Source organism: Variovorax sp. BGA-UO-ETr-C22, assembly GCF_059567965.1.
Genome location: NZ_JCAQPA010000011.1, coordinates 3,084,268 through 3,106,844 on the forward strand (window position 1 = coordinate 3,084,268; position 22,577 = coordinate 3,106,844).

Below are 22,577 nucleotides of genomic sequence, written 5' to 3' on the forward strand. Positions count from 1 at the left end.
TGCCGATCGCGGAAGAAAAAAACTGTACGGGGCTGCGCTGCCCTACTCGGCCGCGCGGCGCAGCGTGTCGACCACCGGCCGGCGCAGCACGTCGCGCAGGCCCCACCACCCCGCCGCCAGCGCGAGCACCGCACCGGCCAGCGCGCCCGCCACCGGCACGAGCGGCGAGGCGGTCCAGGTGAACTCGAAGACGTAGCGCGCCAGCCCCCAGCCGATCACCGAGGCCACGATGCTCGCCAGGAAGCCCGCCAGCAGGCCGACGCCCACCAGCTCGGCGCGCTGCACCTGCCGCAGCAGGCTGGCGCGCGCGCCCACCGCGCGCATCACGGCGAACTCGCGCGCACGCTCCTCGCGCGTGGCGGTGACGGCGGCGAACAGCACCACCAGCCCGGCCGCCAGCGTGAAGCCGAACAGGAACTCGACGGCGCGGATGACCTGGTCGAGCACGCGCTGCACCTGGTTGATGGTGGCGCTCATGTCGACGTTGGTCACATTGGGGAAGCTGCGCACCAGCGCGTTGTCGAAGCCGCGCGTCTCGGGCGCGCGGAAGGCGCCCATGTAGGTCACGGGCACGTCGGCCAGCGAGGCCACGGTGTACATCACGAAGAAGTTGGCGTGCAGCGAGCCCCAGTCGACCTTGCGCAGCGAGGTGATGCGCGCGTCGTTCTGCATGCCGCCGATGTCGAAGCGCAGGGTGTCGCCCAGCTTCAGGCCCAGCGTCTGGGCCAGGCCTTCTTCCACGCTCACCTCGTTCTTCGCCTCGGGCGTCCAGGCGCCGGCGGTGACGCTGTTGTGCGCGGGCGCCTCGGTGCTGTTGCTCAGGTTGAACTCGCGGTCCACCAGGCGCTTGGCGCGGTCCTCGGTGTAGTCGTCGGGCGTCACGGGCTTGTCGTTGATCGCCACCAGCCGGCCGCGGATCATCGGGTACCAGTCGAACTTGGCGACACCCGCGTCGCGCAGCGTCTTCTGGAACGCCTCGCTCTGCTCGGGCATCACGTTGATGACGAAGCGGTTGGGCGCGTCGGGCGGCGTGGCCTTGCGCCAGCTCGCCACGAGGTCGGTGCGCAGCAGCACCAGCAGCACCAGCGCCAGCAGGCCCACGGCCAGCGCGCTGACCTGCACCACGGCGTAGGCCGGGCGCGCCGAGATCTGCCGCGTGGCCAGCACCAGCCAGCGCGGCGCGGTGGTCTCGCTGACGCTGCGGCGCAGCACCTTCACGGCGAGCCAGCTCAGCAGCGCGAACACGGCCACGGCACCGGCAAAGCCGCCGACCGCAATGAGGCCCAGCTTGAGGTCGCTGCTGGCCGCCATCAGCAGCGCCGCGAAGCCCGCCACGCCGATGCCGAGCACGGCGAGCGATGCAGGCTTGAGCCCGCCCACGTCGCGACGGATCACGCGCAGCGGCGGCACGCGCGCCAACTGCAGCACCGGCGGCAGGCCGAAGGCGAACAGCAGCGTGAGCCCCATGCCCAGGCCGAAGGCCACGGGCCACAGCGTGGCGGCGGGCAAGGCGGTCTCGACCAGCCCGGCCAGCAGCAGCACGAACACATAGTGGACGGCGAAGCCGATGGCCACGCCGATCGCGCTGGCCACGGTGCCGATCACGGCGAACTCGAAGGCGTAGGCCGCGGCGATGGTGCGCTGGCTCTGGCCCAGCACGCGCAGCATGGCGCAGTCGTCCAGGTGGCTGGCCGCGAAGCCACGTGCGGCCAGCGCCACGGCCACGGCCGACAGCAGCGCCGCGAGCAGCGCGACCAGGCTCAGGAATTTCTCGGCGCGGTCCAGCGTCTGGCGCATCTCGGGCCGGCCGCCTTCGAAGGAGTCGAGCCGCACGCCGCGCAGCTCGCCCTTCTTGATGGTGGCGTCGGCCCATTCGGTGAAGCGCTTCACGGCGGCGTCGTCGCCCGCCACGGCGTAGCGGTAGCCCACGCGGCTGGCCGGCTGCACGAGGCCGGTGCGCGCCACGTCGGCCTGGTTGAGCATCACGCGCGGCGAAAAACTCATGAAGCCCGCGCCCCGGTCGGGCTCGAGCGTGATCACGCGGCCCACGCGCAGGCCGGTGTCGCCCAGCAGCAGCGTGTCGCCGACCTTCAGGCCCAGCGAGTCGAGCAGCGAGGCATCGACCCAGACCTCGCCCGCCGCCGGCACGTCGCGCGTCACGGTGCCCGCGCCCTCGGCCGTGGTGGCCGTCTGCAGGTTGCCGCGCAGCGGGTAGCCCGGCGTCACGGCCTTCAGGGCCACGAGCTTGCTGGCGCCGCCCTGGGCGTCCTCGGCCCGCGCCATGGTGGGAAAGCCGAAGGTGCCGGTGCCCGCAAGGCCCAGCGACTTCGCCTGTGCGATGAAAGTTTCGGGCGTCGGGTTGTCGCTCACGACCACCGCGTCGCCGCCCAGCAGCTGGCGCGCGTCGCGTTGCAGCCCGCCCTGCAATCGGTCGGCGAAGAAGCCGACCGCCGTGAGCGCGGCCACGGCCAGCACCACGGCCACGATCAAGAGGCGCAGCTCGCCGGCGCGCAGGTCGCGCCAGAGCGTGCGCCAGCCAAGGCGAAGGGAAGCGTTCATGGCGCGAACGATAGCCGACGCCTACCGGCACCGGCGGACTCAAGGGTTATTGCCGGACCCGGTCCCTTGGCTGGCCGGACGCGGGCGCGATTGCCTCGACCGGCCCAAGGGCCTGCGAGTCATGGGGGTGGCGCCAGCCATCGCCAAGACGGGTTCGACTCCCTCCGTTTTGCCCGCCATATCGAGCGTTAGGATGCAGACTGGATCACCCCGATCGGCCGAAAGCCGACACCCATGGAGAGAGGTAAATGAAGAAGACGATCGCTGGCGCGCTGGCATTGACCGCGCTCATCGCAGGCTGCGCAGGACAACAAAAGCTCGTGGAAATGCAGAACCGGTTCAACCCTGCTGACTATGCCGACTACATGAAACCGGGCACCAACCGTGTGACCGGTCAAGCATTCCTCAGGCAACAAGGCGGCGGTACCGTCACCTGTGGCGGCGCACGGGTTCTGTTCCTTCCCGCAACCCCCTACGGCAGGGAATCGACCGACATCCTCGCCCGCGGCGAGCTGCCCAACGTGGCAAACAACAAGCCGACGCCGGAATATCACTCGGTGATGCGGCACAGCCAATGTGATGCGCAAGGCAATTTCGAGTTCGAAAAGATCCCTCCAGGCAAGTACATCGTCATGTCCGAGGTGAAGTGGACGGTTGGCAACTCCCGCCAAGGCGGACTCCTCAAGCGAGAAGTCAATGTGGTCGACGGCTCAACGAATCGCTTCGTGCTGTCCGACCTCGACCGCTAGGCGGCGCCGCTCTTCAGGGCAACACGACGAGCCCCGGCGCACCAGCTTCCACGCGGCCGATGACCGCCGCCTGCCCGAAGCCTTCGTTGCGGAAGATCTCCAGCACCGCCTCGACCGCCTCGGGCGCGCAGCTCACGAGCAGGCCGCCCGAGGTCTGCGGATCGGTCATGAGCGCCTGCGCGGTGGCCGGCAGGCCCTCGTGCAACTGCACGTCGGCGCCGTAACCCGCCCAGTTGCGGCCCGACGCGCCGGTGACCAGCCCGCCGCCGGCCATGGCGATCACGTTGTCGAGCAGCGGCACGCGCGACCATTCGACCACCGCCGCGAGCCCCGCGCCGCGCGCGAGTTCGAGCGCGTGGCCGGCCAGGCCGAAGCCGGTGACGTCGGTCAGCGCATGCACGCCGTCGAGTGCCGACAGCGCGATGCCGGGCGTGTTGAGCTTGGTGGTGTTCTCGATCAGCTGGCGGTAGCCGGCCTCGGACAGCTGCTGCTTCTTGAGCGCCGCCGACAGCACGCCCACGCCCAGCGGCTTGCCCAGCACCAGCACGTCGCCCGCCTGCGCGTCGGCGTTGCGCCGCACGCGCTTGGGGTGCACCAGCCCCATCGCGACCAGCCCGTAGATCGGCTCGACCGAATCGATGGTGTGGCCGCCCGCAATGGGAATGCCGGCCGCGCGGCACACGTCCTGCCCGCCGCGCACGATCTCGGCGATGACTTCCACCGGCAGCTGGTTGATCGGCATGGCGACCAACGCCAGCGCCATGATCGGGCGCCCGCCCATCGCGTAGACGTCGCTGATCGCGTTGGTCGCGGCAATGCGGCCGAACTCGTAGGGGTCGTCCACGATGGGCATGAAGAAATCGGTGGTGGCGATCAGCGCCTGCTCGTCGTTGAGCCGGTAGACTGCCGCGTCGTCGGCGGTCTCGATGCCGACCATGAGCTCGGGCGGAATCAGCCCGCCCGCATGGTTCTTGAGGATCTGCGACAGCACGCCCGGCGCGATCTTGCAGCCGCAGCCGCCCCCATGCGAGAAGCTGGTGAGCCGCAGCGGCGCCAACGGATTCAGGAGCTTGGAAGGTGCGGCTTCGATCATGGCGGCAGGTCGGTCGAATGGAACAAGCCGCGATTATCGAAGCCTGCACCGCCGTCTGCCCGAGTGCCCCGACACACCCTTTTCTTTTTCCACTGAACGCGTCATCACACCATGCAAACGAAACAAACCGTGTCCCGGCTCGCCCTCGCGCTGGCCCTGTCCCTCACCGCCGTGGGCGCCTTCGCCCAGGGCGTGCTGCGCGTGTCGGCCATTCCCGACGAGGCGCCCACCGAGCTGCAGCGCAAGTTCACGCCGCTGGGCGACTACCTGAAGAAGGAAACCGGGATGGACGTGCAGTTCACGCCCGTGACCGACTACGCCGCCGTGGTCGAGGGCCTGGCCACGAACAAGATCGACATGGCATGGCTGGGCGGCTTCACCTTCGTGCAGGCCCGCATCCGCACCAACGGTGGCGCGGTGCCGATCGTGCAGCGCGCGGAAGACGAGGTGTTCACCAGCAAGTTCATCGTGCCGATCGACAGCCCCGCCAAGACCCTGGCCGACCTGAAGGGCAAGACCTTCGCCTTCGGCGCGCCCTCGTCCACCTCGGGCAGCCTGATGCCGCGCTACTTCCTGCTGCAGGCCGGCATCAACCCCGAGAAGGACTTCAAGACCGTCGCGTTCTCGGGCGCGCACGACGCCACCGTGGCCTTCGTGGCCGCCTCGCGCGCCGAAGCGGGCGTGCTCAACGCCTCGGTGTGGGACAAGCTGGTCGAGGCCAAGAACCCCAACGCCGCCAAGGTGCGCGTGCTGGCCACCACGCCGACCTACTACGACTACAACTGGACCGTGCGCCCCGGCCTGGACGCCGCCGTGACGAAGAAGCTGACCGACGCCTTCCTGAAGCTCGACCCGGCCAACCCGGCGCACAAGGAGATCATGGCGCTGCAGCGCGCGAGCAAGTTCATTCCCACCAAGTCGTCGAACTACGACGGCATCGAGACGGCGGGCAAGTCGGCCGGCCTCATCAAGTGAGCGGAATGCGCGGATGAGTTTTTCGCTCGACAGCGCGGGCGTGGTGCACCCCAACGGCCAGCGCGCGCTGGCCGGCGTGACGCTGGCCGCGCGCGACGGCGAGCGCATCGCGGTCATCGGGCCTTCGGGCGCGGGCAAGACCACACTGCTGCGCGTGCTCGGCGCGGCGCTGCGGCCCGGCGAAGGCCAGGTGCAGGCGCTGGGCCAGCACCCGTGGCGGCTGCCGGCGCGTGCGCTCAAGCAGCTGCGCGCGCGCATCGGCACCGTGCACCAGGCGCCGCCGATCGCACCGCGCCTGCGCGTGGTCACGGCAGTGCTCGCGGGCCGGCTGGGCCAGTGGTCGACGGCACGCGCGCTGGGTTCGCTCTTCTACCCGTCCGATATCGCGGGCGCGCACGCGGCGCTGGCCCGGCTCGCGCTCGAAGACCGGCTGTTCGACCGCTGCGACCGCCTCTCGGGCGGCCAGCTGCAGCGCGTGGGCATCGCGCGCGTGCTGTACCAGCGCCCCGCGCTGCTGCTGGCGGACGAGCCGGTGTCGGCGCTCGACCCCACGCTGGCGCACGCGGCCGTGGGCCAGCTGGTCGCGCAGAGCGAATCGACCGGCGCCACGCTGGTCGCGTCGCTGCACGCGGTCGACTTGGCGCTGCGCTGGTTCCCGCGCATCGTGGGCATGCGCGACGGGCAGGTCGCCTTCGACCTGCCGGCCGCGCAGGTGACGCCGGCGCTGCTCGAGGCGCTCTATGCGAGCGAAGGCGGCGTGGCGACGCAAGGACCGGTCGCCCTCACGGCAGGCACGGTCGAACCGGCCTTCCATCGGCCGGACTGCCCGTGACGGCGACACTCGCCCACCCCGCCCTGCGCGATCCGCACGCGGGCCGCCGGCTGGCCGGCTGGCTCGCGGCGCTGGCCGTCGCGTGGCCGGTGCTCTCGCTCTCCGAATTCAAGCCCTGGGCGCTGTTCGGCAGCGGCAACCTCGCGGTCATCGGCGGCTTTCTTGCGGGCTTCTTTCCACCCGACAGCTCGCCCGCGTTCCTCGCGCTGCTCGCCAAGGCCACGCTCGAAACCCTGGCCATGGCCACGGCCGGCACGGCCATGGCGCTGCTGATCGGCGCGCCGCTGGGCTTCGTGACCACGCGCGCGCTCTCCATCTCTCGCATCGGACCCGGCCCTGGCCGGCTGCAGGCCGGCGTCGTCCGGCAGGCGGCGCGCTGGCTGCTGATGGTGCTGCGCGCCATTCCCGAGATCGTGTGGGCGCTGCTGTTCGTGCGTGCGCTCGGGCTCGGCCCCGCGGCCGGCGTGCTGGCGCTGGCCATCACCTACGGCGGCATGCTGGGCAAGGTCTACGCCGAGATCCTCGAATCGACCGAAACGCGCCCCGCGCGCGCCCTGCTCGAAAGCGGCAGCGGCCGGCTCGCGGCGCTGTGCTACGGCCTGCTGCCGCACACGGCGCAGGAGCTGGCCTCGTACACCGTGTACCGCTGGGAATGCGCGGTGCGCGCCTCGGTGGTGATGGGTTTCGTGGGCGCGGGCGGCCTCGGGCAGCTGATGGACCAGTCGATGAAGATGCTCAACGGCGGCGAGGCCAGCAGCATCCTGCTGGTGTTCCTCGCGCTCGTGCTGCTGGCCGACATGCTGAGCAACGCATTGCGAAAGCTCCTGGCATGACGACGCTGCCGCCGCGCCCTCCTTTGTGCCTGCGCTGCTGGCTCGCCGTCGCGCTGATCGCCGCGGCGGTGATCGCGAGCTTCGTCTACCTGGGCATCGACTACGGCGCGCTGGGCTCGGCCGAATCGCTCAGGCTCATGGGCAAGTTCATCGCCGAGTTCTTCCCGCCCGACGTGTCGCCCGAGTTCCTGGCCAAGGTCGGCCACGGCGCGCTGCAGACGCTGGCGGTGTCGGCGCTGGGCACCGTGCTGGCCGCCGTGGCGGGCGCCGTGCTCGCGCTGCCGGCGTCGGGGCGCATCGGCGGGCCGCTGCGCCATGGCGCGCGCTTCGTGCTCAACTTCTTGCGCAGCGTGCCCGAGCTGGTGTGGGCCGCGCTGATGGTGCTGGCCGCCGGCATCGGGCCGTTCGCGGGCGCGCTGGCGCTGTCGCTGCACACGACCGGCGTGCTCGGCCGGCTGTTCGCCGAAGCACTGGAGAACGCGCCGCGCGAGCCCGAGCAGGCACTGGCGCTCTCGGGCGCCGGCCCGGTCGCCGCCTTCAGCTACGCCAGCCTGCCGATCGTGCTGCCGCAGTGGGTGGCCTACACGCTCTACCGCTGGGAAATGAACATCCGCATGGCGGCCGTGCTGGGCTTCGTGGGCGGCGGCGGGCTGGGACAGCTGCTGTACTTCCACCTGTCGATCTTCCAGCAGCAGCAGGCGATGACGGTGCTGATCGCGATGTTCGTGCTGGTCACCTTTGTCGACTTGGCGAGTGCTCGCTTGCGAAAAGGCCTAGGTCCCGCCTACGCCTGAGTGGCCGACAATCGAGGCATGAGGTCCCTTCAGCCATGAGTCATCGCCAGCCCGTCCGGGTGGCCGACCGCCACGCCTTCGATTCGATCATCGACGCCCGCTCGCCCGCCGAGTTCGCGCTCGACCACATCCCCGGCGCCATCAACTGCCCCGTGCTCAACGACGAGGAGCGCCACATCGTCGGCACGGTCTACGTGCAGACCGGCGCCTTCGAGGCGCGCCGCATCGGCGGTGCCATGGTGGCGGCCAACATCGCGACGCACCTGCGCGACACGCTGGCCGACCGGCCCGAGAAGTGGAAGCCGCTGGTCTACTGCTGGCGCGGCGGCATGCGCAGCGGCTCGATGGTCACCTGGCTGCGGCTCGTGGGCTGGGACGCCCAGCAGCTCGCGGGCGGCTACAAGAGCTTTCGCCGCCACGTGATCTCGCAGCTCGACGCGCTGACGCCGCAGCTCGACCTGCGCGTGGTCTGCGGCGCCACCGGCAGCGCCAAGACGCGCGTGCTGCACGCGCTGGCCGAACGCGGCGCGCAGGTGCTCGACCTCGAAGACTTCGCCAACCACAAGGGCTCGCTGCTCGGCGCGCTGCCGGGCGTGCCTCAGCCGTCGCAAAAACACTTCGAGACGCGCATCGCGACCGTGCTCGAAGCCATCGACCTCTCGCGCCCGCTGTATGTCGAGGGCGAGAGCGTGCGCATCGGGCGGCTGTCGCTGCCCCTGTCGCTCGTGGCGCAGATGCGCGCCGCGCCGTGCATCGAGGTGGAGGCCACGCCCGAGGCGCGGCTGGCCTACCTGCTGCGCGACTACGCCTACCTGGGCAACGACCGCGCGGCGCTCGCCGAGAAGATGGGCGTGCTCAAGGAACTGCAGGGCAAGGAAACGGTGACGCGCTGGCAGCAGTGGGCCCACGAGGCCGACCTGCCGCACCTGTTCGCCGAACTCATGTCCTTGCACTACGACCCGCACTACCAGAAGTCGCAAGAGACGCACTTCCGTGCGTGGACCAAGCGCCAGCGCGTGGGGGCGTCCGACCTCTCGGATCAGGGCATCGAGGCCGTGGCCGATGCGGTGCTGGCGCTCGGCGCACCGAGCCCGTCGGCGTAAAGCACGCCGCGCGGCGCGCGGCACAGCCCCCAGAACCGCAGGCCGCTGAGCTCGGCCATGCGCACGCCCATCGCGGTCGGCGCCGAGATGGTCGCCATCGCCGCGATGCCCAGGCGCGCGCACTTGCGCACCAGCTCGTGGCTGCCGCGGCTGGACATCAGCACGAAGCCTGGCTCCTGCAGCCGATTCGCACGCGCCAGCGCGCCGAGCAGCTTGTCGAGCGCGTTGTGGCGGCCCACGTCTTCCATCAGGTCGGTGAGTTCGCCGTCCACCGTGGCCCAGGCCGCCGCGTGGATCGCGCCGGCTTCGGCATTGAGCACCTGGCGCGGCGGCATGGCGGCGAAGGCGTGCAGCACGGTGGCCAGGTCGATGCGTTCGATCCAGTCGCGCGGCGGCACGCGCTGCGGCGACAGGTCGAGCCCCGCGAAGCTTTCAACACCGCACACGCCGCAGCCGGTGCGGCCCGCGAGGCTGCGGCGTCGGTCCTTCAGGCGTTCGAAGCTGCGCGTGGACACTTCGAGCTGCACCTCGATGCCGGGCATGCCTTCGGGCAGGCCCGCGTCGAGGGCCTCGACCGTTCGCACGTCGATGCCGCGGCAATCGGCGGCGCTGTCGAGGATGCCTTCGCTGAGTGCAAAGCCCAGCGCGAAGGCCTCGAGGTCTTGCGGCGTGGCCATCATCACCGCGTGCGAGACGCCGTTGAACACCAGCGCCACCGGCACCTCGGCGGCCAGCGTGTCGTCGCGCACCACGCCCTCGGGCGCGAGGCCGCGCTCGCCGAAGACGTGCACGGCATGTCGCGCGAGGGGCGGCAGGGCGTCGGGTTCGGGGGTGTTTTCCATGGCCGCGGCCATTGTCCGCTCAGTCTCGGCTGTCGTCAGCCGGCAGGCTCTCGGCGACCGCGCGCCCGGCGTCGGTGAGGTGCGCGACCCAGCGATCGTCCAGCTGCACCACGCGCACCCAGCCGGGTCCGCGCACGCCGCCCAACGCGGCATCGCCCATCAGCGTGAGCTGGCGCATGACCACGCTCGCGCCCTGCCCCAGCCGCTTGCCCAGGCGCGGCAGCGACATGCCGCCCTCGCCCGGTGCTTCGGCGAGTGCGCGCAGGATCGCGATGGAAAAGGCGTCGGCGTCGAACCCGGAATCGCTCATGCCGCCACGGCGTCGGCCTGCGCCGCAACCGGCGCCACATGCAGCGACAGCACCACGGGGATCGACTTGGAGGTCGGCGTGCCCGCGTTCTCGGCCACCGACGACAGCGGCACCAGCGGGTTCGTCTCGGGGTAGTAGGCCGCGAGGTTGCCGCGCGGGATGTCGTACGCGACCAGCTTGAAGCGATCGGCCCGGCGCTCCTGCCCGTCGCTCCACACGGTCTGGATGTCGACCCAGTCGCCGTCCTTCATGCCGAGCTGGCGAATGTCGTCGGCGTGGATGAACACCACGCGGCGCTGGCCGAACACGCCGCGGTAGCGGTCGTCCATGCCGTAGATGGTGGTGTTGTACTGGTCGTGCGAGCGCGTGGTGAGCAGCGTGAACACCAGCGTGTCGCGCTGCGACGCAAAGCGCGCGCGGGCCCGGTGCGCGTGCGTGTCCAGCGGCACGGCGTGCGTGAAGAACACGGCCTTCTTCGACGCGGTGGCCCACACACGCTCGCTCGCCGTGTTGCGCAGGCGGAAGCCGCCGGGGTGCGCCACGCGCGCGTTGAAGTCCTTGAAGTCGTCGAACACGGCTTCGATCTTGTCGCGGATGCGGGCGTAGTCTTCGACCAGCCAGAGCCACGGCGTCTTGCTGCGCGCGCCGATGGTGGCTGCAGCAAGGCGCGCCACGATGGCCGGCTCGGACAGCAGGTGCTCCGACGCGGGCGGGTTGATGCCCACCGAGATGTGCACCATGCTCATCGAGTCCTCGACCGTCACGCCCTGCGGGCCGTTGGCCTGCATGTCGATCTCGGTGCGCCCCAGGCACGGCAGGATGAGCGCCTCGCGCCCGTGGATGATGTGGCTGCGGTTGAGCTTGGTCGTCACGTGCACCGTGAGGTCGCACTGCTGCAGCGCCTTCCAGGTCTGGTAGGTGTCGGGCGTGGCGGCCGCGAAGTTGCCGCCGAGCGCGAAGAACACCTTGCCCTTGCCGTCGAGCATCAGCTGGATCGCCTCGACCGTGTCCACGCCGTTCTGGCGCGGCGGCTCGAAGCCGAACACCTGCTGCAGCCGGTCGAGCAGCGCGGCCGGCGGCTTCTCCCAGATGCCCATGGTGCGGTCGCCCTGCACGTTGCTGTGGCCGCGCACCGGGCAGGCGCCCGCGCCTTCACGGCCCATGTGGCCGCACAGCATGAGCCAGTTGCCGATCATCTGGATCGTGGCCACCGAATGCTGGTGCTGCGTGATGCCCATGCCCCAGCAGGCGATGACGCGCTTGGCGCCCAGGTACACGTCGGCCGCCGCGCGGATCTGCGCTTCGCTCAGGCCCGACTCCTGCACCAGCAACGGCCACGATTCGGCGCGCAGGTCGTCGGCCAGCGCCTCGAAACCCAGGGTGTGCTCGGCGATGAACGAGTGGTCGAGCACCGAAGGCTCGCCGCGCGCCACCGCCGCGTCTTCGCGTTCGATGACGTGCTTCATCATCCCCTTCACCGCCGCGAAGTCGCCGCCCACGCGCAACTGGAAGTAGTGCGTGCTGATCGGCGTGGAGCCCAGCGTGGCCATCTCCAGCTTGTCCTGCGGGTCGGCAAAGCGCTCCAGGCCGCGCTCGCGCAGCGGGTTGAAGCTCACGATGCGCGCGCCGCGCTTGGAGGCCGCGCGCAGCTCGCCGAGCATGCGCGGGTGGTTGGTGCCCGGGTTCTGGCCGAAGATGAAGATCGCGTCGGCCTTCTCGAAGTCTTCCAGCGTGACCGTGCCCTTGCCCACGCCCAGCTGCGGGCGCATGCCGCTGCCACTGGGCTCGTGGCACATGTTCGAGCAGTCGGGAAAATTGTTGGTGCCGTACTCGCGCACGAACAACTGGTACAGGAAGGCCGCCTCGTTGCTCGCGCGGCCCGAGGTGTAGAAGACGGCCTGGTTCGGGTCGGGCAGCGAGTTCAGGTGCCGCGCAATGCGCGCGAAGGCGTCGTCCCAGTCGATGGGCACGTACCTGTCGCTGGCCGCGTCGTAGGCCATGGGGTGCGTGAGGCGGCCCTGGTCTTCGAGCCAGAAATCGCTCTGCTGCGCCAGCTCGGCCACGGTGTGCTTCGCGAACAGCTCCGGTCCGGCGCGACGCGCGGTGGCCTCGGCGGCCACGGCCTTCACGCCGTTCTCGCAGAACTCGAAGGTCGAGGCATGGTTGCGGTCGGGCCAGGCGCAGCCGGGGCAGTCGAACCCGTCGGGCTGGTTGGCCGAGAGCAGCGTCTTCGCGCCCTTGACCGGAATGTCCTGCCGCAGCAGCGCATTCGTCACGCTGCGCAACGCGCCCCAGCCACCGGCGGGGCCCTTGTAAAACTCGATCTTCTGCTCGCTCATGGCGGCAGTGTTGGCCTGCGGGGGCGTGGCGTCAAATTGAATTGCGACATGCGGCGATTCAAAATGGAAATGACGAAGGCTCAGGCCTCGCGCGCGCCGCCCATCAGCAAGCCCCGCAGCTTGCTGCGCAGCGGCGTCTCCTCAACCTCCTGCACACCCGCAATCTCGCGCAGCGCAAAGTCGCGGCTTTCGGCGTTGTGCAGGTCGATCTCGCGCACCACCTGCCCGTCCTTGTAGACAAAAGCCACGTCGGCCAGGGCGAGCACGTCCTCGATGTCGTGCGTGATCATCAGGACCGGGATGCCCCATTGCTTGCGCACCTGCGCCAGCTCGTTGCGCAGCTCGGCGCGCAGCATGGGGTTGAGCGCGGCAAAGGGTTCGTCGAGCAGCAGCACCTGCGGCTCGCAGGCCAGCGCGCGCGCCAGGGCGACGCGCTGCTGCTGGCCGCCCGAGAGTTTCTGCGGCCGGCTGTCGGCCAGCGCGGCGAGGCCGAAGCTGGCCAGCAGCGCCTGCACGCGCTCGGCGTCGCGCGCCGGCAGCGTGCGCCGGTGCCACGCGGTGAGCCCGAAGGCCACGTTCTCGCGCACCGTGAGGTGCGGGAACAGCGCGTAGTTCTGGAACAGGTAGCCGATGCGGCGCGCCGGCGCGGGCACGTCGATGCGCTGCGCCGCGTCGTACAGCGTGCGGCCATCGAGCCGCACATGGCCCGCCGACGGATGCAGCAGGCCGGCAATGGCCTGCAGGGTGAGCGACTTGCCGGCGCCCGAGGGGCCATACAGCGCGGCGAAGGGAACGTCGGTCTGGAAGCGCACGGCGAGGTCGAAGCGCCGGGCCCCGTCCTTCACCGTGAGCTGCAGATCGACATCGATCATGGCTTGCCGAAACCGTAGCGCGCGAGCACTTCCTGGGCGGCGGGGGTCGACAGGAAGGCGATGAAGTCGCCGGCCAGCTCCTTCTGCTTGCTCTCGGCCACCACGGCGATGGGGTAGGTCACGGGCGTGTGGCCGGTGGGCGTGAAGGCGACCTTGACCTTGTCGCCGGCCACGGCCGCGTCGGTGCGGTAGACGAAACCGGCCTCGACCTCGCCGCGGCTCACGTAGTCGAGCACCTGGCGCACGCTGTCGGCCTGCACGAACTTGGGTTCGAGCACGGTCCAGAGCTTGGCGTTGTCCAGCACCTGCTTGGTGTAGCGGCCGACCGGCACGGTGGCGGTCTTGCCGACGGCGATCTTCTTCACGCTGGCGCCGCTCAGGTCCTGCAGCGACTTCAGGCCGACGGCGCCCTGCGCAGGCTCGACCAGCACGAGGCTGTTGGTGACGAAGTCCTTGCGGGTGGCGGTGTCGATGAGCTTCTGGTCGTTGCCGCGGTTCATCGTCTCCTGGTCGGCGCTGGCGAACACGTCGACCGGCGCGCCCTGCCCGATCTGCTGCAGCAGCACGCCCGAGGCCGCGAAGTTGAAGCGCACGGTGCTGCCCGCCTTGGCGGCTTCGAACTTGGGACCGATTTCCTTGAACGCATCGGTCAGGCTCGCGGCGGCGGACACGGTGATCTGCTGCGCGGCGGCCGCAAGCGGCAGGGCCAGGGCAAGCACGACGGACAAAAGACGCAACGGACGCATGGGCACAGTCTCCTGGAAAAGGGGGGATCAACGAAGCGAAAAGAAGCGGTTCGACACGACCAGCACGGCAATCGACAGCACCGACGTGACGACCACCAGCAGCAGCGCCAGGTCGTCGTGGCCGGCCTGCACGGCGTCGTAGATGGCCATCGACAGGGTCTGGGTCTGCTTGGGAATGGAGCCGGCCACCATCAGCGAGGCGCCGAACTCGCCCATGGCGCGCGCGAACGCGAGCAGCGTGCCGGCCAGGATGCCGGGCCAGGCCAGCGGCAATGTGACGCGCAGGAACACCGAGAACGGCGACTGGCGCAAGGTGCTCGCGGCGGCCTCGAGCGAGCGGTCGACGTTCGAGAACGCCGCGCTGGCCGACTTGAGCACCAGCGGCAGCGCCACCACGGCCGAAGCCACCACGGCGCCGTGCCAGCTGAAGATGATGGTGTAGTCGAAGTGCTCGCGCAGCCACGCGCCGAGCGGGCTGCGGCGCCCCGCCGCCACCAGGATGGCGTAGCCGATCACCGTGGGCGGCAGCACCAGCGGCAGCATGAACACGGCCTCGAGCACGCCCGAGCCGGTGAACTGCTTGCGCGCGAACACCCAGCCCAGCGCCACGCCCGCGACCAGCGCCAGCAAGGTCGCGACCGCCGCGACCTGCAGCGACAGGACCAGCGGCGACCAGTCGGTGGTGGCGATGAGCGAAGAGGTGGTCGTCGTGTTCATTGAGATACGGCGTAATTGTTACATGAGCGGCCTTCTGGTTCCCACGGGGATGCACGGATGCGCCGGTCTTCATATACTGGCGAATACAGCGTTGGAGACTTTGTCCATCCGCCCCATGCGCCTTTCCCCTCATGACACCGTTGTCCGCTCGACCTCCGGCAGGCCCGAGCTTCGCCATGTGACGCAGGTGCACGAATGGCGCATCGAGCGCACGCTGGACGCCGGCGGCTTCGTGCTGTCGATCATCGCGCCGGGCGGCGAGAGCCAGTCGTTCCTGGTGGCCCCGGGCGACGCGCAGGACATCGGCGAGGTGCTGCGCCGCAGCGCCGCGTGGACCGACCGGCGCGAGCAATGACAGCGATGTGGCGCCACATGACGGGTGCGGAACGCATCCTCGAAGTCCTGCTGACACGGCGATCGGTCTCGCCGCGGCGGCTGCAATCGCCCGGCCCGAACCCCGACGAACTCGACGCCATCATTCAGGCCGGCCTGCGCGCGCCCGACCACGGCGGGCTGCATCCGTGGCGCGTGATCGAGTTCCGCCCGCAGAACCGCGAGGCGCTGGCCTGGTGCTTCGAACAGGAAAAATTGCGCCGCGATCCGCTCGCCAGCCCCACCGACCTGCGGCGCGCCCGCGAGCACGCCACGCGCCCGCCGCTGCTGCTGGGCTTCGTGGTGTCGCCGCGCGAGCGCAGCAAGATCCCCGCGCGCGAGCAGTGGCTGGGCGCCGGCGCGGCACTGGGCAACCTGCTGGCCGCCGCGCACCAGCTGGGCTACGGCGCCATCGTGCTCAGCGGCGAACGCTGCTTCGACGAGACGCTGGTGCGCCAGGTCGGCGTGCAGCCGGGCGAGTACCTGGCGGGCTTCATCAGCATGGGCACGATCCGCGAGGCACCGCCGCAGGCGCGCGAGACGCTGTCGCAGGACGTGTGGTCGTGCTGGCAGGGCGACCTGCTGCCGGGCGCGGCCGGCGAGGCGTCAGGCGACGGCGATCAGTCCATCCGGCCGTCGGAGCGCGTGCGCGGCAGCTGATCGAGCCGCGCGCCGAACCAGCCCACGCGCTCGGTCTCGCGCACGTCGAAGCGCGGCACGTAGGGCTTGATGTCGAGCACGGGCGTGCCGTCGATCATGTCGTTGCCGCTGAAATGCAGCGTCGTGCCTTCCACCGCCGTGAGCCGCACGATCGACAGGCCCAGCCGGTTGGGCCGCGCGGGCGCGCGCGTGGCGAACACGCCGTGCGTGGCGTCGTCGAGAAAAGGCACCACCTCGAGCCGCTCGTGCGCGCAGCGGTGCAGGTGCGTCACGAGGATCAGGTAGTCGAAGCCTTCGATGTCGCGCAGCCCCGGCGCGAACTCGGCGAACACCTCCAGGCGCCCCGTTTCGTCGGACGCACCGGCCGTCTGGATGGGCATGCCCGAGGTCTCCGTGAAGCGGCTGCGCACGATGCCGACCGGGCGGCAGACGACAGGGTCGATGTCGGCGGCGTTCATGGCGCGAGCAGCCGCGTGAGCGCACGCACGTCCGCCGCCGTCGCCAGGCGCGCAGCGTTCTCGATGGCCCGGTAGCGCTTCACGATGTCCTCGCCCACCGGCGTGAGCGCCGTGCCGCCGCCGCGCGAGCCGCCGGCGGCGGTGTTCACGGCCGGCGAGGCCAGCGTCTGGTTCATCTCGTCGATCAGCATCCACGCGCGGCGGTACGACATGCCGAGCAGGCGGGCCGCCGCCGAGATCGAGCCGGTCTCGGCCACGGCTTCGAGCACGGCGATCTTGCCGGGGCCGATGGCGATGGTGTCGTCCCGGTAGATGCGCAGGCGGAACTGGGCTTTGGATTTCATGATGGCGCGAAGGGTAAACCATCCAGGTGCCGCCGGCACCCGTGCGCCGGGCTACGCGGCGTCGAGCGCGCCGCTGTGCTGGCGCGCCTGCGCCTGCCACTCGGGCGTCTGCAAGAAGGCCAGCGCCGCATCGAGCGCCCGCGCGGGCCGCACACCCTCCTGCGTCATGAAGCCGATGGGCGTGCGCACCTCGGGCGCCACCAGCGGCAGCGCCTCCAGTTCGCGGTGGCTGCGCACGGCCGCCACCATGGCGCCGGGCAGCACGCTGCTGACGGTGCCCGCGCTCACGGCCAGCGCGAGCGTGAGCACCGAGTTGGTCTCGATGGCCGGCGCCACCGCGGCCACGCCGGCCTCGCGCAGGGCCTGGTCGATGATGGCGCGGTTGTGCATGTCGGGCGTGAGCAGGCACAGCGGTAGCTTGCCGGCCTCGGCCCAGGCGATGGGACGGCCGATGCGCAGCCGGTCGGCCGAGGGCTTCTTCGCGCGCCGCAGCAAGAAGTAATGCTCGATGCTCTGCGGCCAGGCCTTGAGCTTGACGCCCGGCAGGTGCATGCGCTCGGTGTAGCCCAGGGCGAGATCGACCGAGAGGTTTTCCAGGCCCGTTTCCAGCTCCTGCGAACTCATGGACAGCACGGCCGGCACGATGCCCGGATGGCGCTGCTGCAGCATCGCGGCAAAGCGCGACAGCATCGGGATCGCGGTGGGCACGGCGGCCATGCGCAGCCGCCCGCGCGGGTCGCCGGCTTCGCTGCGCAGCTCCTGCAGCAGCACCTCGTTGTCGCGCAGCATGCGCTGCGCCGTGGCCAGCACGCGCTCGCCTTCGTGCGTGAGGCCCACGTACACGCGGGAGCGCTTGACGATGACGACGCCGAACTCGCCTTCCAGCGCGCGCAGCGCGTTGGACAAGGCCGGCTGCGTGATGTGGCAGGCCTGCGCGGCGCGGCCGAAATGCTTGTGCTCGCTGAGTGCGACGAGGTAGCGCATCGAGGCGAGCAGGTTCATTGCGTGCGTCCTTTTTCTTCTTGCGGGCTCGCGTCCGGGGCGCCTGCACAGGCCCTCGCCCTGCCCCGCCGCGGCCTCAGGTGTTCTTGCTGATCGAGATCGTCGGGAACTTCGCGGAAAAGTCCTTCGCCTTCTCCGCGATCCCCACCGCCACGCTGCGCGCCACGGCCTTGTAGAGCCCGGCCACCTCGCCGTCGGGGTCGGACACCACCGTGGGCGCCCCGCTGTCCGCCTGCAGCCGGATGTTGATGTCCAGCGGCAGCGCGCCCAGGTAGGCCATCTGGTACTCGGCCGCCATCTTCTTGCCGCCGTCGGCGCCGAAGATGTGCTCGGCATGGCCGCAGTTCGAGCAGATGTGCACCGCCATGTTCTCCACGATGCCCAGGATCGGCACGCCGACCTTCTCGAACATCTGGATGCCCTTGCGCGCGTCGAGCAGCGCGATGTCCTGCGGCGTGGTGACGATCACCGCGCCCGTCATCGGCACGCGCTGGCTCAGCGTGAGCTGGATGTCGCCGGTGCCCGGCGGCATGTCGACGATCAGGTAGTCGAGGTCTTTCCAGTTGGTCTGGCGCAGCAGCTGCTCGAGCGCCTGCGTGGCCATGGGGCCGCGCCAGATCATGGCCTGGTCGGCGTCGACCAGGAAGCCGATCGACATCACCTGCACGCCATGGCGCTCCTTGGGCTCCATGTTCTTGCCGTCGATGCTCTCGGGGCGCCCGTCCAGGCCCATCATCATGGGCTGGCTCGGGCCGTAGATGTCGGCGTCGAGCAGGCCCACGCTGGCGCCCTCGGCGGCCAGCGCCAGCGCCAGGTTGGCGGCCGTGGTGCTCTTGCCCACGCCACCCTTGCCCGAGGCCACGGCCACGATGTTGCGCACGTTGGGCATCAGCTGCACGCCGCGCTGCACCGCATGGCTGATGACCTTGGTGACGATGTTGACCGACACGTTCTCCACGCCCGGCACGGCCTTGGCCGCGGCCACCAGCGACTTGCGGATGGCCGCGTGCTGGCTCTTGGCGGGGTAGCCGAGTTCGAGGTCGAACGAGACATCGCCCTCGGCGATCTGCAGGTTTTTGAGCGAGCGGGTCGCTGCGAATTCTTTGCCGGTGTTAGGGTCCGTGACGCTCTTGAGTGCGTCCATGAGCCCGTCGGGGGTGAGTGCCATTGATCAAACTCCTGAATGGCGGGTAGTCTATTCCGCCCGCCAAGCCCGTACCGGGACGCGCTCATTTCCCGTCCGAAAAACGCCGAAGAAGAAAAGACACCGACGCAATGCCCGAGACAAGCCCCGCCACCGGCCTGCTGCTGACAGGCGGCGGCGCCCGCGCCGCCTACCAGGTCGGCGTGCTCGAAGCCATCGCCGAGATCCGGCGCGACGCCGTGGCGGCGGGTGCGGCCATCGGCGGCGGCAACCCGTTCCAGATCATCACCGGCACGTCGGCCGGTGCCATCAACGCCGCGGCGCTGGCCTGCGGTGCCGACGACTTCGACCGCGTGGTCGCGCACATCGCGCAGGTCTGGGGCGAGTTCCGCGCCGAGCAGATCTACCGCGCCGACTCGCTCTCGGTGCTCGGCAGCGGCGCGCGCTGGCGCATGCTGCTCGGGCTCGGGCGCTTCGCGGCCAACTGGATGCGCATCAAGCCGAAGTCGCTGCTCGACAACTCCCCGCTGGCCGGCCTGCTGCAACGCCTGGTGCCGCTGGACCGCCTGCCGACGCTCATGCAGCAGGGCCACGTGCAGGCGCTGGCGGTCACGGCCTCGAGCTACAGCTCGGGCGAGCACGTGACCTTCTTCGAGGCGGCCGTGCCGATGGAACCCTGGGTGCGCTCGCAGCGCCTGTCGGTGCGCGACCGCATCACGCACGCGCACCTGATGGCCTCGTCGGCCATTCCCTTCGTGTTCCCGGCCGCCGCGCTGCCGATGCCGCCGGGCCACACCGAGTACTTCGGCGACGGCTCGATGCGCCAGTCGGCGCCCATCGCGGCGGCGATCCACCTGGGCGCGCAGCGCATCGTGGTGATCGGCGCGGGCCGCATGCACGAGCCGCGCGACGAGGCCGCGCCCAACACCCACAGCGGCTACCCGACCATGGCGCAGATCGCCGGCCATGCGCTGTCGAGCATCTTTCTGGATGCGCTCGCGGTCGACATCGAGCGCCTGCGCCGCATCAACCACACGCTGGGCCTCATTCCCGAAGAGGCGCGCGCGGCGAGCGCGCTGCGCCCGCTCGACCTGCTGGTGATCTCGCCGTCGGAGCGCATCGACATGATCGCGGCGCGCCACGTCGACGCGCTGCCGGGCGCCGTGCGGCACCTGCTGGGCGGCTCGAAGGTCGCGGCCGACGTGAAGGGCGGCGCGCTCGCCAGCTACCTGCTGTTCGAGTCGGCCTACACGCGCGAGCTCATGGCGCTGGGGCGCGCGGACGCGATGCGCCAGCGCGACGAGGTGCTGCGGTTCTTCGGGTGGGTGCCGAAATGACGGCGCACGCGGCCGGCTGACCGCGCGCCGCTCAGTCCGCCTCGTCCAGCAGCCCCAGCACCACGTCCAGCAGCACGTTCGCGCCCTGCGCCAGGTCGGCGCTCGCCGTGTGCTCCTTCGGGTTGTGGCTGATGCCGCGCACGCTCGGCACGAAGACCATGGCGGCGGGCGCGATGCGCGCCATCATCTGCGCGTCGTGGCCCGCGCCCGAGGTCATGCGGCGGTGGCTCAGATTGCGTGCATGCGCGCTGGCCTCGACGAGGCGCACCAGCCGTTCATCGAACTGCACCGGCTCGAAGCGCGCCAGCGTGCGGGCTTCGATGGTCACGCCTTCGGTTGTTTCGAGCTGCCGCAGGTAGTCGGCCAACTCGCCTTCGGCGTCCTTCAGCGTCGCCTCGTCGGTGTGGCGCAGGTCGACCGTGAGCGTGGCGCGTGCCGCAATCACGTTGATGAGGTTCGGGTGCAGGTCGATGGCACCGACGGTCGCGACCTGGCTGCCGCCGTAGCGGCGTGCCAGCTCGCGCACGAACACCGCGATAGCCGCGGCGCAGTAGCCGGCGTCGTGGCGCAGTTGCATGGGCGTCGTGCCCGCATGGTTCGACTGGCCGGTAACGACGATCTCCTGCCACGAGATGCCCTGCAGGTCGGCCACCGCGCCGATGGTGACGCCTTCGGCCTCCAGCACCGGGCCCTGCTCGATGTGCAGTTCGACGAACGCATGCGGCACCAGCGCGCCGCAGGCCATGTCGCCCGCGTAGCCGATGCGCGCGAGTTCGTCGCCCAGCCGCGCGCCGTCGGTGGCGACGGTGTCGAGCGCCGCGTCGAGCGCGAGGCCGCCGGCATGCACCAGCGAGCCCATCATGTCGGGCATGAAGCGCACGCCCTCCTCGTTGGTGAACGCGGCGACCACGAAGGGGCGCAGCGTCTGGCGCTGGCGTTCGTTGAGCCAGCGCACCACCTCCAGGCCGGCCAGCACGCCGTAGTTGCCGTCGTAGCGCCCGCCCGTGGCGACGGTGTCGATGTGGGAGCCGGTCATCACGGGCTTCGCATCGGGCAGCTGGCCGGGGCGGATGCCGAAGATGTTGCCGATGCGGTCGATGCGCACGGTGAGGCCCAGGTCCTGCATCCACTGCACGAGCCGGTCGCGGCCCGCGCGGTCGGCGTCGGTGAGCGCGATGCGGCAGACGCCGCCTTGCGCCGTCGCGCCGATGGCGGCGTGGTCGTCGATGCGCGCCATCAACGCGGCTTCGGCGATGCCTTCGCGCTGCAGCCATTGCGCCTGCGCCGCCACGACTTCTTCGCCCGAGCGGCCAGTCAGCGCGCGGTACACGCCAGGCGCGGTCGCGCCTTCGGTGCTGAACAGCAGCACGCGCGAGGTGGCGTCAAGGCCGGCGGCGCGCGCCAGTTCGGGGTCGGCCGCGAGCACCTGCAGCGCGGCGAGGCCGGCCGCGCCGGATTCGCCGACCAGCACCGGCACGTCGCCCGCCTCGCCGGTGGCGAAGGTGCGCATCGCGTGCTCGGCGTCGGCATCGGCGACGGTCATGAAGAGGTCGACCGAGGGCTGCAGGAAGCGCCACGCGAGCGGCGAGGTCTCGCCGCAGGCCAGCCCCGCCATCACCGAATCGACGCTGCCGGTGGCGCGGTCGGGCCGGCCGCTGCGCGCGCTCTGCAGCAGGCAGTCGGCCTGTTCGGGCTCGACGACGATCAGCGTCGGCCGCGCGGCGCCGTAGCGCTCCCAGAAATGGCTGGCCACACCGGCCGCGAGCCCGCCGACGCCGCCCTGCACGATGACGTGGGTGAAGGGGCATGGCGCACCGGGCGCGGTGTTCTCGAGCAGCTCGTCGACGAGGATGCCGTAGCCCTGCATCACGTCGCGCGGAATCTCTTCGTAGCCTTCGTAGGAGGTGTCGGAGACGACCTCCCAGCCGTTCACCCGGGCCAGGCGCGCGGCCTCTTCGACCGAGGCGTCGTAGTTGCCGGCGATGCGCACGATCTCGGCGCCGAGCGCGGCGATGGGCGCCTCGCGCTCTTCGCTGACCTGCGCGTGCAGCACGATCACGCAGCGGCAGCCCATGCTCTGCGACGCCGCGGCCAGTGCGCGGCCATGGTTGCCGTCGGTCGCGCTGATGACGACGAAGTCGCGCAGCGCCTCGGCATGCCGGCCCGCGAACAGATCGGCCGGTGTCCAGCCTCGCTCGGGCCAGCGGCGCAGCACGAGCCGCAGCAAGGCCACGGGCGCGCCCAGTACCTTGAAGCTGCCGAGCGCGGAGCGGCGCGATTCGTCCTTCACGACCACCTGCGCGATGCCCAGTTGTGCGGCGAGCCGGGGCAGCGGCCACGCCGGCGTCGGCTGCGGCGAGAGCCGGTCCCAGGTGGACAGCCACTGGCGGCTCTCGCGGCCGCGTGCGATGTTCATGACGGCTTGCAGGGCCGCGTCGTAGCCGCGCCGTTGCGCGTGAGGGTTGGAAAAAAGCATGGGAAGAAAACCGGAAAAGA

The 22,577-nt window shown here is 70.6% G+C and carries 22 protein-coding genes and 1 pseudogene; 9 read left to right on the forward strand and 14 right to left on the reverse strand.

The features are described 5' to 3' along the window. Positions 1 to 42: 42 nt before the first annotated feature. The gene (locus tag AC57B8_RS34690) at positions 43 to 2,559 is read right to left on the reverse strand and encodes an ABC transporter permease (RefSeq protein ID WP_496482134.1); all 2,517 of its coding nucleotides are present in this window, start codon (positions 2,557 to 2,559) and stop codon (positions 43 to 45) included. A gap of 248 nt (positions 2,560 to 2,807) precedes the next feature. Here AC57B8_RS34690 and AC57B8_RS34695 point away from each other — a divergent pair, with 248 nt between their 5' ends. Then, on the forward strand, positions 2,808 to 3,308 hold the full coding sequence (locus AC57B8_RS34695) for a hypothetical protein (protein ID WP_496482135.1): 501 nt from the start codon (positions 2,808 to 2,810) through the stop codon (positions 3,306 to 3,308). A 13-nt stretch (positions 3,309 to 3,321) separates the two neighbouring features. On the opposite strand, the gene selD is transcribed toward AC57B8_RS34695, so the two are convergent. Further along, positions 3,322 to 4,401 carry a selenide, water dikinase SelD gene (gene selD, locus AC57B8_RS34700; RefSeq protein WP_062469051.1) on the reverse strand — a complete coding sequence of 360 codons (1,080 nt, stop codon included), beginning with the start codon at positions 4,399 to 4,401 and terminating at the stop codon, positions 3,322 to 3,324. A 111-nt stretch (positions 4,402 to 4,512) separates the two neighbouring features. On the opposite strand from selD, the gene AC57B8_RS34705 reads away from it, so the two are divergent. Genes AC57B8_RS34705 through mnmH form a run of 5 tightly spaced genes read left to right on the forward strand, consistent with a single transcriptional unit; the run spans position 4,513 to position 8,938 of the window. Then, positions 4,513 to 5,376, forward strand: coding sequence for a putative selenate ABC transporter substrate-binding protein (locus AC57B8_RS34705; protein WP_307586223.1), 864 nt, complete (start codon positions 4,513 to 4,515; stop codon positions 5,374 to 5,376). Between the two features lie 13 nt (positions 5,377 to 5,389). Then, positions 5,390 to 6,208, forward strand: coding sequence for a phosphonate ABC transporter ATP-binding protein (locus tag AC57B8_RS34710; RefSeq protein ID WP_095949320.1), 819 nt, complete (start codon positions 5,390 to 5,392; stop codon positions 6,206 to 6,208). Further along, on the forward strand, positions 6,205 to 7,041 hold the full coding sequence (locus tag AC57B8_RS34715) for a PhnE/PtxC family ABC transporter permease (RefSeq protein ID WP_496482136.1): 837 nt from the start codon (positions 6,205 to 6,207) through the stop codon (positions 7,039 to 7,041). Before AC57B8_RS34710 ends, AC57B8_RS34715 begins: the two co-directional genes overlap by 4 nt. Next, positions 7,038 to 7,835, forward strand: coding sequence for a phosphonate ABC transporter, permease protein PhnE (phnE, locus tag AC57B8_RS34720; RefSeq protein WP_491513715.1), 798 nt, complete (start codon positions 7,038 to 7,040; stop codon positions 7,833 to 7,835). The genes AC57B8_RS34715 and phnE overlap by 4 nt, the downstream gene beginning before the upstream one ends. A 35-nt stretch (positions 7,836 to 7,870) precedes the next feature. Then, positions 7,871 to 8,938, forward strand: coding sequence for a tRNA 2-selenouridine(34) synthase MnmH (gene mnmH / locus AC57B8_RS34725; protein ID WP_496482137.1), 1,068 nt, complete (start codon positions 7,871 to 7,873; stop codon positions 8,936 to 8,938). Here the strand turns inward: mnmH and fdhD are convergent. The 6 genes from fdhD to modB all read right to left on the reverse strand — a co-directional run bounded on the left by fdhD (position 8,875) and on the right by modB (position 14,764). Further along, entirely contained in the window at positions 8,875 to 9,780 is a 906-nt protein-coding gene (gene fdhD / locus AC57B8_RS34730) for a formate dehydrogenase accessory sulfurtransferase FdhD (RefSeq protein ID WP_496482138.1), read from the reverse strand. The two genes, mnmH and fdhD, sit on opposite strands and share 64 nt — an antisense overlap. A gap of 19 nt (positions 9,781 to 9,799) precedes the next feature. Continuing rightward, on the reverse strand, positions 9,800 to 10,090 hold the full coding sequence (locus AC57B8_RS34735) for a helix-turn-helix domain-containing protein (RefSeq protein ID WP_062479014.1): 291 nt from the start codon (positions 10,088 to 10,090) through the stop codon (positions 9,800 to 9,802). Further along, the gene (locus AC57B8_RS34740; protein ID WP_496482139.1) at positions 10,087 to 12,429 is read right to left on the reverse strand and encodes an FdhF/YdeP family oxidoreductase; all 2,343 of its coding nucleotides are present in this window, start codon (positions 12,427 to 12,429) and stop codon (positions 10,087 to 10,089) included. The genes AC57B8_RS34735 and AC57B8_RS34740 overlap by 4 nt, the downstream gene beginning before the upstream one ends. 80 nt (positions 12,430 to 12,509) lie before the next feature. After that, positions 12,510 to 13,301 (reverse strand): ATP-binding cassette domain-containing protein, encoded by a 792-nt coding sequence (locus AC57B8_RS34745; RefSeq protein ID WP_495271145.1) that lies wholly within the window; start codon positions 13,299 to 13,301, stop codon positions 12,510 to 12,512. Further along, entirely contained in the window at positions 13,298 to 14,047 is a 750-nt protein-coding gene (modA, locus tag AC57B8_RS34750; RefSeq protein WP_496482140.1) for a molybdate ABC transporter substrate-binding protein, read from the reverse strand. The genes AC57B8_RS34745 and modA overlap by 4 nt, the downstream gene beginning before the upstream one ends. 27 nt (positions 14,048 to 14,074) lie before the next feature. Further along, complete coding sequence (modB, locus tag AC57B8_RS34755; protein WP_070061481.1) at positions 14,075 to 14,764, reverse strand: molybdate ABC transporter permease subunit; 690 nt, start codon at positions 14,762 to 14,764, stop codon at positions 14,075 to 14,077. Positions 14,765 to 14,879: 115 nt separating this feature from the next. Between modB and AC57B8_RS34760 the strand changes: the two genes are divergently transcribed. Together AC57B8_RS34760 and AC57B8_RS34765 are read left to right on the forward strand one after the other, a co-directional pair. Continuing rightward, positions 14,880 to 15,119 carry a hypothetical protein gene (locus AC57B8_RS34760; protein WP_070061480.1) on the forward strand — a complete coding sequence of 80 codons (240 nt, stop codon included), beginning with the start codon at positions 14,880 to 14,882 and terminating at the stop codon, positions 15,117 to 15,119. After that, positions 15,116 to 15,796, forward strand: a complete 681-nt coding sequence (locus tag AC57B8_RS34765) for a nitroreductase family protein (RefSeq protein WP_062478995.1) — start codon at positions 15,116 to 15,118, stop codon at positions 15,794 to 15,796. Before AC57B8_RS34760 ends, AC57B8_RS34765 begins: the two co-directional genes overlap by 4 nt. Here the strand turns inward: AC57B8_RS34765 and tsaA are convergent. From tsaA to apbC, 4 genes are all read right to left on the reverse strand, one after another. Next, positions 15,757 to 16,254 carry a tRNA (N6-threonylcarbamoyladenosine(37)-N6)-methyltransferase TrmO gene (gene tsaA / locus AC57B8_RS34770; protein ID WP_496482141.1) on the reverse strand — a complete coding sequence of 166 codons (498 nt, stop codon included), beginning with the start codon at positions 16,252 to 16,254 and terminating at the stop codon, positions 15,757 to 15,759. The two genes, AC57B8_RS34765 and tsaA, sit on opposite strands and share 40 nt — an antisense overlap. Beyond that, entirely contained in the window at positions 16,251 to 16,598 is a 348-nt protein-coding gene (locus tag AC57B8_RS34775) for a winged helix-turn-helix domain-containing protein (RefSeq protein ID WP_062478989.1), read from the reverse strand. Before AC57B8_RS34775 ends, tsaA begins: the two co-directional genes overlap by 4 nt. 51 nt (positions 16,599 to 16,649) lie before the next feature. Next, complete coding sequence (locus tag AC57B8_RS34780) at positions 16,650 to 17,600, reverse strand: LysR family transcriptional regulator (protein ID WP_139700229.1); 951 nt, start codon at positions 17,598 to 17,600, stop codon at positions 16,650 to 16,652. 76 nt (positions 17,601 to 17,676) lie between these two features. Then, positions 17,677 to 18,768, reverse strand: a complete 1,092-nt coding sequence (apbC, locus tag AC57B8_RS34785) for an iron-sulfur cluster carrier protein ApbC (protein ID WP_062478984.1) — start codon at positions 18,766 to 18,768, stop codon at positions 17,677 to 17,679. Positions 18,769 to 18,875: 107 nt separating this feature from the next. Here apbC and AC57B8_RS34790 point away from each other — a divergent pair, with 107 nt between their 5' ends. Next, on the forward strand, positions 18,876 to 20,081 hold the full coding sequence (locus tag AC57B8_RS34790; RefSeq protein ID WP_496482142.1) for a patatin-like phospholipase family protein: 1,206 nt from the start codon (positions 18,876 to 18,878) through the stop codon (positions 20,079 to 20,081). Between the two features lie 31 nt (positions 20,082 to 20,112). Here the strand turns inward: AC57B8_RS34790 and AC57B8_RS34795 are convergent, their stop codons facing one another. Beyond that, positions 20,113 to 21,372: a M20 family metallo-hydrolase gene (locus AC57B8_RS34795; RefSeq protein WP_496482266.1), complete on the reverse strand. Its 1,260-nt coding sequence runs from the start codon at positions 21,370 to 21,372 to the stop codon at positions 20,113 to 20,115. 15 nt (positions 21,373 to 21,387) lie between these two features. Then, positions 21,388 to 22,557, reverse strand: a pseudogene (locus tag AC57B8_RS34800) (diaminopropionate ammonia-lyase); the annotation flags it as partial. Positions 22,558 to 22,577: the final 20 nt, after the last annotated feature.